General features: G+C 64.5%; 13 protein-coding genes. 8 read left to right on the top strand and 5 right to left on the bottom strand.

Annotation, left to right across the window (positions count from 1 at the left end):
* Positions 1–186: 186 nt before the first annotated feature.
* Positions 187–837, bottom strand: coding sequence for a TetR/AcrR family transcriptional regulator (locus BKY27_RS17215; RefSeq protein WP_071675726.1), 651 nt, complete (start codon positions 835–837; stop codon positions 187–189).
* A gap of 63 nt (positions 838–900) precedes the next feature.
* Here BKY27_RS17215 and BKY27_RS17210 point away from each other — a divergent pair, with 63 nt between their 5' ends.
* From BKY27_RS17210 to BKY27_RS17195, 4 genes are read left to right on the top strand one after another with little or no spacing between them, the layout of a single operon-like run.
* Complete coding sequence (locus BKY27_RS17210) at positions 901–2,217, top strand: flavin-containing monooxygenase (RefSeq protein WP_071675725.1); 1,317 nt, start codon at positions 901–903, stop codon at positions 2,215–2,217.
* Positions 2,214–3,110, top strand: coding sequence for a bile acid:sodium symporter family protein (locus tag BKY27_RS17205; RefSeq protein ID WP_071675724.1), 897 nt, complete (start codon positions 2,214–2,216; stop codon positions 3,108–3,110). The genes BKY27_RS17210 and BKY27_RS17205 overlap by 4 nt, the downstream gene beginning before the upstream one ends.
* Positions 3,107–4,036: an SDR family oxidoreductase gene (locus tag BKY27_RS17200; protein WP_071675723.1), complete on the top strand. Its 930-nt coding sequence runs from the start codon at positions 3,107–3,109 to the stop codon at positions 4,034–4,036. The genes BKY27_RS17205 and BKY27_RS17200 overlap by 4 nt, the downstream gene beginning before the upstream one ends.
* Positions 4,033–4,794: an SDR family NAD(P)-dependent oxidoreductase gene (locus BKY27_RS17195; protein ID WP_071675722.1), complete on the top strand. Its 762-nt coding sequence runs from the start codon at positions 4,033–4,035 to the stop codon at positions 4,792–4,794. The genes BKY27_RS17200 and BKY27_RS17195 overlap by 4 nt, the downstream gene beginning before the upstream one ends.
* On the opposite strand, the gene BKY27_RS17190 is transcribed toward BKY27_RS17195, so the two are convergent.
* Genes BKY27_RS17190 through BKY27_RS17180 form a run of 3 tightly spaced genes read right to left on the bottom strand, consistent with a single transcriptional unit; the run spans position 4,791 to position 7,557 of the window.
* Positions 4,791–5,531, bottom strand: coding sequence for an enoyl-CoA hydratase/isomerase family protein (locus BKY27_RS17190; protein ID WP_071675721.1), 741 nt, complete (start codon positions 5,529–5,531; stop codon positions 4,791–4,793). The genes BKY27_RS17195 and BKY27_RS17190 overlap by 4 nt on opposite strands.
* Positions 5,524–6,585 carry a CaiB/BaiF CoA transferase family protein gene (locus tag BKY27_RS17185; RefSeq protein ID WP_071675720.1) on the bottom strand — a complete coding sequence of 354 codons (1,062 nt, stop codon included), beginning with the start codon at positions 6,583–6,585 and terminating at the stop codon, positions 5,524–5,526. The genes BKY27_RS17190 and BKY27_RS17185 overlap by 8 nt, the downstream gene beginning before the upstream one ends.
* A 48-nt stretch (positions 6,586–6,633) precedes the next feature.
* Positions 6,634–7,557, bottom strand: a complete 924-nt coding sequence (locus tag BKY27_RS17180; protein ID WP_071675719.1) for a helix-turn-helix domain-containing protein — start codon at positions 7,555–7,557, stop codon at positions 6,634–6,636.
* A gap of 240 nt (positions 7,558–7,797) precedes the next feature.
* Here BKY27_RS17180 and BKY27_RS17175 point away from each other — a divergent pair, with 240 nt between their 5' ends.
* Together BKY27_RS17175 and BKY27_RS17170 are read left to right on the top strand one after the other, a co-directional pair.
* On the top strand, positions 7,798–8,034 hold the full coding sequence (locus tag BKY27_RS17175) for an Lrp/AsnC ligand binding domain-containing protein (RefSeq protein WP_071675718.1): 237 nt from the start codon (positions 7,798–7,800) through the stop codon (positions 8,032–8,034).
* Positions 8,035–8,137: 103 nt separating this feature from the next.
* Positions 8,138–8,764: a methyltransferase family protein gene (locus BKY27_RS17170; protein ID WP_071675717.1), complete on the top strand. Its 627-nt coding sequence runs from the start codon at positions 8,138–8,140 to the stop codon at positions 8,762–8,764.
* On the opposite strand, the gene BKY27_RS17165 is transcribed toward BKY27_RS17170, so the two are convergent.
* On the bottom strand, positions 8,765–9,274 hold the full coding sequence (locus BKY27_RS17165; RefSeq protein ID WP_071675716.1) for a DUF2478 domain-containing protein: 510 nt from the start codon (positions 9,272–9,274) through the stop codon (positions 8,765–8,767).
* A gap of 235 nt (positions 9,275–9,509) precedes the next feature.
* On the opposite strand from BKY27_RS17165, the gene BKY27_RS17160 reads away from it, so the two are divergent.
* Positions 9,510–10,937 (top strand): circularly permuted type 2 ATP-grasp protein, encoded by a 1,428-nt coding sequence (locus tag BKY27_RS17160; RefSeq protein WP_071675715.1) that lies wholly within the window; start codon positions 9,510–9,512, stop codon positions 10,935–10,937.
* Between the two features lie 7 nt (positions 10,938–10,944).
* Positions 10,945–11,886 (top strand): alpha-E domain-containing protein, encoded by a 942-nt coding sequence (locus BKY27_RS17155; RefSeq protein WP_071675728.1) that lies wholly within the window; start codon positions 10,945–10,947, stop codon positions 11,884–11,886.
* The last annotated feature ends 6 nt before the right edge of the window (positions 11,887–11,892 follow it).

The raw sequence follows: 11,892 nt of genomic DNA, 5'->3' as shown, positions 1-11,892 counted from the left end.
CCTCCGAACAGTGTTGAAGCTTGGTAACTCCAACCAACTCGGTCAGGATCGAATGGACAACCTGTTGAAAGCTCACAACTAGAGCGTGTTGCGTCCATTCTCAATCACGCCCCCGTTCTAACCTATTGATGTCGCGTGTCCGAGGAGTGAAAAACCGGTTCCCACCATGGCGCGACATGCTTTAGCCTACAGCGCCCGCAGCCCCGCCGCCGTATAGGCCACCAGCCGGTCCCGTGCCTTTGCCCTGTCCGTCACCGCGCCCCCAAGGGCCGCCACACGCCAGTCGGACGTGACCAAGGCCAACATAGAGGACACGCCAAAGACAAAGCCCGACGCAATCCGCTCGGGCGGCGTGTCGGGCAACAGCACCGCCAGCTCGGCCACGAAGACCTGCGCCGTTGGATCGAACAACTCCGCCGCCAGATCGCGCCATCGCGGATCGGCCGAGACATGGGCAATCAGGCGGGCATAGGCCAACCATTCGGGTTGTTCTGCGGCAAGATCCAGGTAGGGCCCGAAAAAGGCCGCCAGCACCGCCTCAACCGTCAAAGGCCCGTCCGCTTTTGAAACCTCCAACGCTGTGCGCCGCGCTTCGGCCAGCGTATCGGCCCGCCGGGCAACGGTCTGATGAAACAGCACCTCTTTGCCCTGCCCGTGATGGTGGATCAGGCTGACCGGCTCGCCAGCCTCAGAGGCGATGTCGCGCATGGTCGCGCCGTCGAATCCCTTTGCCGCGAAGACCCGCTCTGCGGCATCCAGAATCCGCGCTCGCGTTTCCAGAGAGCGCCTGGATGGGGCCCTTTGTCTTTGTTTTGTCTTTACAATTCCTGCGCTCATGAAATCATCTTGCCTTAAATTGAACATTTGTTCAAGATAACTTGGCGAACAGGGAGGACGCAGATGACGGAAACGCGCGACAAGCTCGCCCTTATCGGGGCGGGGCCGATGGGGTTGGCAACAGCCAAACTTCTGGCGGAACAGGGCCTCGCCTTTCAGGGGTTCGAGTTGCATTCCGATGTGGGCGGGCTGTGGGATATCGAGGCCCCTCGCTCGACCATGTATGAAAGCGCGCACCTGATCTCGTCCAAGCGGATGACCGAATTTGCCGACTTCCCGATGCGCGATGACGTGGCCGAGTATCCCTCGCACCACGAGATGCGGCAGTATTTCCGGGACTTCGCCGATCATTTCGACCTGCGCCGCCACTACCGGTTCAACGCCGAGGTGTTGCGGGCAGAGCCTTTGGACGGTCCGGGCGATGGCTGGCGCGTCACCTGGCGCGATCCAGAAGGGGAGCACAGCGCGGAATTCGCCGGTCTGTTGATTGCCAACGGCACGCTCAGCACCCCCAACAAACCGCAATTCAAAGGCGACTTCGCGGGCGAATTGATCCACGCGGCCAGCTACAAATCCGCAAGCCAGTTCGACGGCAAGCGCGTGCTGATCGTCGGGGCCGGAAATTCCGGCTGCGACATCGCCGTCGATGCCATCCACCACGGCAGCCGCTGCGACCTGTCGATGCGACGCGGCTACTACTTCGTGCCCAAATACGTCTTCGGCAAACCCGCCGACACGCTTGGCGGGGCGATCAGGCTGCCGATGTGGCTCAAACGGCATGTGGACGGGCTGATCCTGAAATGGTTTGTCGGCGATCCGCAGAAATACGGGTTCCCCAAACCGGACTACCGTCTTTATGAAAGTCACCCGGTAGTGAATTCGCTGGTGCTGTATCACGCAGGCCATGGCGACCTGACGATCCGCCCCGATATCGACCTGCTCGACGGCCACACCGTGCATTTTACCGATGGCACCGCGCAGGACTACGACATGATCCTGACCGCCACCGGCTACAAGCTCGACTACCCGTTCATCGAGGACGCGCTGCTGAACTGGCAGGGCGACGCGCCGCATCTCTACCTCAATGCCATGCATCCCGAGCGCGATGACCTCTTCGTGCTCGGGATGGTGGAGGCCAGTGGTCTTGGCTGGCAGGGGCGCCATGAACAGGCCGAGATGATCGTGCGCTATATCAAGGGGTTGCGGGAAGGCCGCCCCGAGGCCATGGCGCTGCAACAAGAGAAATCCACGGGCTTCACCCGCGCCACCGGCGGCATGAGCTACCTCGATCTCGCGCGCATGGCCTATTACGTCGACAAGGCCACTTATCGCAAAGCCGTCACCGGCTGGATTTCCCGCCTGAAGGGGGCCAAGGCATGATTGACGAGGTTCAACTCAACTTTTCGCCCGGCTCGCTGATGCTGCTGAACGGCATCCTTGCGGTGGTGATGTTTTCGATCGCCATTGACCTCAAGCCGTCGGATTTCAGGGCGCTTGCCCGCGCGCCAAGAGCGCTGATCGTGGGGTTTCTTTCGCAATTCGTGGTGCTGCCGATCCTGACCTATCTGCTGGTGGTGGCAACCGCCCCCCGGCCCTCGGTCGCACTGGGGCTGATCCTTGTGGCGGCCTGTCCGGGCGGGAATATCTCGAACTTCATCACGCACCGGGCGGGGGGCAACGCGGCCCTGTCGGTCAGCCTGACGGGGTTGGCCACGGTCGGGGCGATCCTGCTGACCCCGCTCAATATCGCGTTCTGGGGCAGCCTCTATGCCCCCACCCGTGCTATCCTGCAAGACACCGCCATTGACCCGCTGTCGGTGGCCATCACGGTCGGGTTGATGCTGGGGCTGCCGTTGGTCCTTGGCGTCTCGCTGAACGCCGCAAGGCCCGCGATCACGGCGCGCTTGCGGGTGCCGTTTCAATGGCTGTCGATGGCGATCTTCGTGGCCTTCGTGGTATTGGCGCTCGCGGCCAACTGGGGCTATTTCCTCGGATTTGCCGGGGCCATCGCGGGGCTGGTCATCGCCCATAACGCGCTTGCTTTTGGCGGTGGCTATCTGGCGGCCACACTGGCGGGGCTGTCCCCCTTCGACCGGCGCGCAGTGACAATCGAGACCGGCATCCAGAATTCCGGCTTGGGACTCGTACTGATCTTCGGCTTTTTTGGCGGGCTTGGCGGCATGGCCGTGGTCGCCGCGTTCTGGGGCATATGGCACGCGATTTCCGGGCTCGCCCTTGCGGCGGTCATGTCCCGGCATGAGGCCGCCCGATGACCCGCATCCTTGTCACCGGCGCGGCGGGCATGGTCGGGCGGGTGCTGATTGCTGGCATCGACAGCGGCGATGTGCTGGCCACCGATTTGCGCGCCGATGGCCTGCCTGCGGGGGCGCGCTTTCAACGCATGGATGTCACGGGCGATGACCCGGCCCGGATCATTGCCGCCGAACAGCCCGAAGTCATCGTGCACCTCGCCTCGATCGTGACACCGCCCCCCGGCATGGGGCGCGAGGCCGCTTTCGCCGTCGATGTGACCGGCACCCGCAACGTCCTGCGCGCCGCGCAAGAGCACGGCGTGCGGCGGCTGGTCGTCACCAGTTCCGGCGCGGCCTATGGTTATCACGCCGATACCCCGGTGCCGCTGCGCGAAACCGATCCCTGCCGGGGAAACCCGGAATTTCCCTATGCCGACCACAAGCGGCAGGTCGAAGAGATGCTGGCCACCGCCCGGCGCGACACGCCAGAACTGGAGCAGGTCATCCTGCGCGTCGGCACGGTTCTAGGGGCGGGCACGGAAAACCAGATCACTGCGCTTTTCCGCAAGCCACGCCTGCTGGCCCTGCGTGGCTGCGACAGCCCCTTTGTCTTCATCTGGACCAAAGACCTTGCCCGCATCCTGCACCGTGCCGCGACCGATGGCCCTGCTGGCATTTTCAACGTTGCAGGCGACGGCGCAATGACAGTGGACGATCTTGCCCGCGCGCTAGGCAAGCCAGTGCTGCGCCTGCCGCCCGCCCTTTTGAAGGCCGCACTTGCCGTGGCCCGTCCGTTGGGCCTGTCGCGCTATGGGCCCGAGCAGGTCCGGTTCCTGCAATATCGCCCGGTTCTGGCCAATGACGCCCTGAAGGAAACCTTCGGCTATGTGCCCGAGCTGACCTCGGCGCAGGTTTTTGACCTCTGGCGACGGGAGGCGGGACTATGAAAACAGCGGTGATTTCCGGGGGCAATGGCGGGTTGGGGCGGGCGATGGCCCAGGCATTGCAGGCAAGTGGCTGGCACACGGTGCTGCTGGACCGCGACATCGACGGGCTGAAGGCGACGCCCCAGCAAACCCCGATCAAGGTGGACCTGACCGATTCCGCCGCGTTGAAAGCCGCCTGTGATCATGTTCTTGCCGCGCATCCCACGCTCGATCTGGTGATCTACAATGCTGGCGTATCGCAGGTCGCGGCCTTCTCGGACACGGCAGATGACAGCCACCGCCGGGTCTTCGAGATCAACTATTTTGCCGCCGTCGCCATGGCCCGTGCGTTGCTGCCCGCCGTCCGGGCGGCAGGGGGGAGGCATCTCGCGATCTCTTCGGTTGCCGGGTTTGCGCCGCTCTACCACCGCACGGCCTACGCAGCATCGAAACACGCGTTGCAGGGCTTTTTCGGATCGCTCGCGGCGGAAGAAGTGGCGCACGGGGTCAAGACCGCCATCGCGGTGCCCAGCTTTATCGGCACCAATCTGGGCCGGGACGAGCGCAGCACAGACGGCATCCAACGGCCCGGATCGGCCAGCGACGGGGTGGACTACATGACGCCAGACGACGCCGCCCGCATCATCCTGCGCGGCGTGGCGCGCGGGCGACGGGTCATCCCCGTGGGCCGTGTCGCATGGGCGTCATGGCTGATCTCGCGCCTGTCGCCGGCCCTGTTCAACCGGTTGATGCGCGGCCGGATCAAGGGGCAGTCCTAGCGGTATTTGTCGAAAACCGCCTGCGCGGCCGGGCTGCGGCAATCCTCTGCGAACAGGCGGCTTGCCTCGTCATCCAGCCGCTCCGCCTGCCCCGCGATGACCGGGGCGAAAAAGCGTTTCACCGACCGCACCGCCTCTGGCGGCAACGCGGCCAGATCCAGGGCCCAGTTCTCGGCCACCGCCAACGCGTTGCCGTCGGCGGCCAGACGGTCCGCGATCCCGAGGCGCAGCACCTCGTCGCCCTCGAAGCGTTCGCCCCAGACGATCCGGCGCGCCGCGACCGGACCGACACGGGCGATCAGGGGCGCCATGCCCCACGGCGGGAAAAAGCCGTTGGGCACCTCGGGCATCGACCAGCGCGCGCCCGCCCCGCTGACCACCAGATCGCAGGCTGTGGCAATGACGAATCCACCGCCAAGCGCATAGCCCTCGACCGCTGCGATGACCGGCACCGGCAACGCCGAAAGCATCCGCACCGCCGCCGCGGTCGCTGCTTCTTTCGCGGGCCGATCCTCGGGCGGCAGGGCTGCCATCTCGCGCAGATCGCTGCCCGCGCAAAAGGCCGGCGCGGCCCCGGTCAGCACCACCGCACGACACTCCGGGTCTTCGGAAAGCCTTTCCAACACCCCCCGCAACGCCGCCATGGAGCGGCGCCCAAGCGCATTCCGACGGCCGGGCCGATCCATGGTCAGCACTGCATAGCCGGGCCGCTTTTCACACCGGATGTCGTCAAGCATCCCCAGACTCCGCCAAAGGGGGTCTGGAACGCGAAAAGCGCGGGGCGGGGGCGGGTTCGACCACACCGTCACGGGTAATGAAGGCCCCGCGTGCCTTGGCATGGGGATGCTCGGCCGCCTCCCAAAACGGCAGGACCGGCGCGAAACAGGCGTCGGACCCTTCCAGCAAGTCGCACCATTCGGCCTGCGGCCGGGTCGCGAACAGCGCTGCAAGCTCTGCCTTCAACCGGGGCCACTCCGCACGGTCCATGTGCAGATCCAGCCACTCGCGCGGCAGCCCGGCCCTTTCGACCAGCACGCGCATGAACGGCAGCTCGATCGCCCCGACCGAGACGAATTTCCCGTCAGCGCACGCATAGCAGCCATAGAAATGCGCGGCCCCGTCGAGGAAATTGTCGCCGCGCCGATCCACCCACCAGCCCGAGGCGCGTAGGGAATGAAAGAAGCTCATCAACAAAGAGGCCCCATCGACCATCGCCGCGTCGACGACCTGCCCCTTGCCGGATTTCTGGGCCTCGTAGACGGCAGCCATCACCCCGAAGGCCAAAAACATCGCCCCGCCGCCGTAATCGCCCACAAGGTTCAGCGGGACCGGCGGCGGCCCGTCCGGGGGGCCCATCGGATGCAGCGCGCCAGCCAAGGCTATGTAATTCAGGTCATGCCCCGCCGCCTGCGCCAGCGGCCCGTCCTGCCCCCATCCGGTCATTCGACCGTAGACCAGACGGGGATTGATCTTCCAGCAGTCTTCCGGCCCCAGCCCCAGCCGTTCCATCACGCCCGGTCGGTTGCCCTCGATCAGCACGTCGGCACCGCTTACCAGATCCAGCACCGCAGCCTTGCCCGCGCGCGACTTCAGATCCAGTTCCACGCTCCGTTTTCCGCGCCGGTTGATGTCATGCGATAGGGTGATGGATACGCCGCCGGGGCGATCCACCGCCACGACCTCGGCCCCCATGTCGGCCAGCAGCATCCCGGCAAACGGACCGGGGCCAAGCCCCACCATCTCGATCACTTTCAGCCCGGCCAACGGCCCGCCCGTGTCTTGTGTCTTCATGTCGTCTCCCTCGGACCCGTGACCAGCATGGCCAGCCAAGCCCGCGGGTCAAGCACCCATGGCCGCGCGTCGGTCCATCGTCGGGGCCACACCGAACTGGCGCTGATAGGTCTTCGAAAAACTGCCCGAGGTGAACCCGAAATCATGGGCGATATCCTGCATCGGGCGACGCCCCTGCCGCACTTCCAGTCGGGCCGCCTCCAGCCGCATCGCGCGATAGATGGCAGCGGGGCTATCGCCTACCTCGCGTTCGAACAGCCGCTCAAGCTGCCGCTGCGACAGGCCAAGCGACAAGGACAGCGCGGCAATTGAAACCGGGCGAAAAAGGTTCGCCCGCATCAGCCCCAACCCCCGCAACACGGTGCCATTGCGGGTGGGGTAGCGATCTTCTATCGGCAAGAGCTGCGACCGGGCGGCCTCGGCGGATCGTTCCGAGGCCGGCAGCGGCGCGGCATCGGGTTCGATCCGGTGCGCGATCGACAGATCATAGCGCAGCAGGGCCGCCGCCGCAGCCGCCCGCGCAGTCGATATGACGGGCGACCAGACGAACGGGGTGTCGATCACTCGGGGCCGCCTGCGCAGTTTGGCCAAGGCTTGCGCGGTGACCGGGTTGGCCGAGAGCACGACGTCATCGGGCAGGCGCAACTGGGCCAGCAGCAGCACGCCACCACCGATCCCCCACAACCGTCCGCCCTGCCGCTCGGCCCGGCGCAGCAGGGCGAGGGCCGCTTCGGTGGTGTCCTCGTCCAGATCCAGCCCCGCGAAGACAACGAGCGTATCGCCGGGGTCGAAGGGCGGGATCGGCCCGCCATGCGCCACGTGCACCCCGCTGTCGCCGGGCACCGGCGCATCGCCCAGGGCCGTGGTCTGAAACGCGGTTCCCGCGTCGCTCAGCACCGTCGACGCGGCCCCGAGCGCGGCCAGGTCAAAGCCAGGCAACAAAAGAAATCGAAAGGGCAATGTCGCGTCCATGGCAAGAACCCTAGCCCGAGATTACCGGACGGCATAGACTGCTGTCGCAGCATAGGCGCGATCCGGCACCATCGCCGGGACTTGCCCTTCCACCTCTTCTTGCGGATGGACGCAGGCGATCCGCCATCATCCCCCCCCCCCCGAGGGGAAATGACACGCCTCCCGGACGGAAAGCCCGCTTGATCCCGGACGCGATCCACGGTCTTCTGACGCCCCGAGTGCAGCCGAGGATTCCCACCCATGCAGACCGTTTTCGTCCAGATTCGATGCAAACCCGGCACCGCCTATGACGTGGCCTTCAAGATCGTGCTCAAGGAAATCCATGCCGAGCTTTACTCGACCTCGGGCGAGTATGACCTGCTGGTCAAGCTCATCATCCCAAAAGGCGAGGATATCGGACGCTATATCAACGACAACCTGCTGGATGTCGACGGCATCGAACGCACGCTGACCACGCTGACCTTCAAGGCTTTTTGACCCGCCGCACCGCTTTGCCCTAAACTGCCCGCATTGTTGTTTGGCTGTCACGAATTTTTGGCAGCCTGCCCCGGACTCGAGTCGTGACGATGGGGGACCGCAGATGGTCGAGACAGAAACCGCTCTGACAATACTCCTGACGGCAACGCTGGCCGTTGGCCTTTTGGCGGCGGCAGTGCTGTGTGGCTTGCTGATCTGGACCAAGCTGCACCCGGGCTTCGGGTTCTGGCCCGCGCCGGACAAGACTGGCTGGCGGCACATCACCGCCATGTCGCTGTTTCGGACCTTCTGCGGATCGGTCGTGGTCTACGCAGTTCTTGCGGTCATCGCGCAGGGGTGGGGGCATCCACTGCACTATCTGCTTGGCCTGCCAGTGATGGCGGCGGCCTATGGGGTCACGCTCTGGGGGTACAAGTCGCTTGGGATCGAGAACACCTATTGCGGCGCGGATGGCCTTGTGACCGGCGGTCTCTACGCCTATTCGCGCAACCCGCAATACGTATCGTCCGTGCTGGCCACGCTTGGCCTTGCCATCACCGCCGGAAGCTGGACGGTGCTCGGCCTCGCCGGGGTGCTCTTCGGGATCTATTTCCTCTTTGCGATCAACGAGGAACGCTGGCTGACGCGGGGCTATGGCCGGGCCTTCCGCGACTACATGCGCCGCACGCCGCGCTTCGTGGGGTTGCGCAGCCTTGAACGGGCACGCCAAGAGATACTGGCGCGCGGCTGATCACGCCACAGCGCCCATCCCGTCGAACCACGCCATCAGGGCGTCGAGGTCGGGGGCAAGCGGCAGGGCAAGATCGCCTGCGAATTCCTCGAACGCGGGCCGGTTCAGCGCGCTCAGCCCCACGACCACGGGAATGTCCCGCACCAGTGCCTCGGCGATGACCTCTCGAAAGCCGCGCCCCTCGGCCTCTTGCTTTCCGAACTTGTTGATGATCAGAAGCTGCGTTTCCGCCGACAGGCGCGCGCCGACCAGTCCGACAGCCCGTTCCAGGGCCGATGGGTCCAGACGGCATCCCGCCGAACCCGCCCCAAGGGCCTGCGAAATCCGAAACACCGGACCAACTGGCAAGACGCGCGCATCCATGTCGCAAGGCTTGTCGGGGCCGCAATCCGAGTTGATCTGAACCAACCCCTCCACCGCTACCCCACGGGTCAGAAGCTGTTCGGAAAAGCGGTGCAGAACGAGGTCCACATCGCCCCGCCGCAGGGATGTCACGCATGCAAGGCGCATTCGGTGTCTCTCCGTCGATACTGGGCCACCTAGCGCCACGCGCTGGCCGGGGGTCAACCCCGGACACGCGATACGATCATCTCTGCGCGCCACCATATTCAGCAGCACCGCCGAAAAAACAGGCAGACCCGGCAAGGGCGGGTCGGACAGCCTCGGCGGGCAACGACCTCAGCTTGAAACCGGCCTTCTTGCATTTGCCAATTGCATTGACACAAAAGCGATACATAGTGGTTCCATGTCAAAGTCACGCCCGACCTTCGACGAGATGCTCGTCGGCGAGGAGACCCCCCGCCCCCCGTATTCGGCCTATCACCGCTGGTTTTCCAACGAAGACCTCAAGGATTTACGCCGAAAATCGTCCGAGGCGGAAGCATTCTTCCGCCGGATCGGTATCACCTTCAACGTCTATGGACAGGCCGATGCGGATGAGCGGCTGATCCCTTTCGATATCGTCCCGCGTATCATTTCCGGGCGGGAATGGTCCGTTCTGGAACGCGGCATCGACCAGCGGGTGCGGGCGATAAACGCGTTCCTGCACGACATCTATCATCGGCAGGAAATCATCCGCGCAGGCCGTATTCCCAAGGAAATCATTTCGAAAAACGATGCCTTCCTGCCCGAGATGATCGGCGTGAACCCGCCCGGCGGGGTTTATACCCATATCGTGGGCACCGATCTGGTGCGCACGGGCGAAAACGAGTTCTACGTGCTGGAAGACAACGCGCGCACGCCCTCTGGCGTCAGCTACATGCTGGAAAACCGCGAGACGATGTTGCAGATGTTCCCGGAACTGTTCGCACAGATGAAGGTGCGACCCGTCAGCTCGTATCCTCGGCTTCTGCGCAGGTCGCTGGCCGATTGCGCCCCGCCCGCGACCTCGGGCAGGCCGGTGGTGGCGGTTCTGACCCCCGGCATTCACAACTCGGCCTATTTCGAACATGCTTTCCTTGCCGACCAGATGGGCGCGGAACTGGTCGAAAGCCACGACCTGAGCATCGAGAACGGCCGCGTCGCGATGCGCACGACCCAAGGGTTCCAGGCCATCGACGTGCTCTATCGCCGCGTGGATGACGACTACCTCGATCCACTGACCTTCAACCCCGACAGTATGCTTGGCGTGCCGGGCATCATGGACGTCTACCGCGCCGGCGGCATCACCATCGCCAACGCGCCCGGCACCGGGATCGCCGACGACAAGGCGCTCTATTCCTACATGCCGGATATCGTCGAATTCTACACGGGCGAGCAGGCCATCCTCAAGAACGTGCCCACGTGGCGCTGTTCCGAGGCGGACTCGCTGGCCTATGTGCTCGACCATCTGTCGGAACTGGTGGTGAAAGAGGTGCACGGATCGGGCGGCTACGGGATGCTGGTCGGCCCCGCCGCCTCGAAAAAGGAAATCGCCGCCTTTGAGAAAAAACTGCGCGCCCGGCCCTCGAACTACATCGCGCAGCCAACTCTCGCGCTCTCGACCGTGCCGATCCTGACAAAGGCGGGGCTTGCGCCGCGCCATGTGGATCTGAGGCCCTTCGTGCTGGTCTCGCCCAACCGGATCGACATTACCCCGGGCGGGCTGACCCGCGTTGCCCTCAAGAAAGGGTCGCTCGTGGTCAATTCCAGTCAGGGCGGCGGAACCAAGGACACCTGGGTGCTGGGGGACTGAGCCAATGATGCTGGGAAAAACCGCGGGCGGGCTCTTCTGGATGTTCCGCAATATCGAACGCGCCGAGAACACCGCCCGCCTGCTGGAAGCGGGGTGGCGCATCGCCCTGACACGCGGCGACGAGGGCACCAATGAATGGCAATCGGTGGTGATCACCGCCGGAATGGACGTGGCCTATCGCCAGAAACACGACGTGTACGAGGCCGCGCCGGTCATCGACTTCCTTTTGAGGGACAAGGACAACCCGTCCTCGGTGCTGAACTCGATCGAATCCGCCCGATCGAACGGGCGGATGGTGCGCACCGCCTTGTCCTCCGAGGTCTGGGAGGCGGTGAACGAATGCTGGATGGCGCTCAAGTCCGCCCTCGCCCGGCCGGTGTCGGAACGCAACCTGTATGAACATCTGGCGACGATCCGCTACCGCACCTCGGTGGTGCGCGGCGCGCTGCACGGCACCATGCTGCGCAACGATATCTTCGCCTTCTCGCGCCTAGGCACCTTTCTGGAACGGGCCGACAACACGGCCCGCATTCTGGACGTGAAATACTATGTGCTGCTACCGTCGGCCGCCTTCGTCGGCAGCCACATCGACAACGCCCAGTGGGAGGTGATCCTGCGCTCGGTTTCGGCGGCGCGGTCCTTTCGCTGGCTGAACGGTGGCGACATCACCCCCAAAGGCATCGCCGAATTCCTGATCATCGACAAACGTATGCCGCGGTCGCTGGCGTTCTGCTACTCGAAGATCTGTGAGAACCTGAACGATCTGGCCGATGATTATGGCCAGCGCCACGGCAGCCACGATCTGGCCGAAACCATTGGACGGCGGTTGCGGGGGTGCGGCATCGAAGAAATCTTCGACGAGGGCCTCCACGAATTCCTGACCAATGCGATCAACGACACTGCGACGCTGGCCAGCCTGATCCAGACCGATTTCCGGTTTTTCCAATGAGGTCGC

The sequence above is a fragment of the Nioella nitratireducens genome (assembly GCF_001879715.1).
Lineage (GTDB): Bacteria > Pseudomonadota > Alphaproteobacteria > Rhodobacterales > Rhodobacteraceae > Nioella > Nioella nitratireducens.
This window is presented reverse-complemented; position numbering and strand designations above follow the sequence as displayed.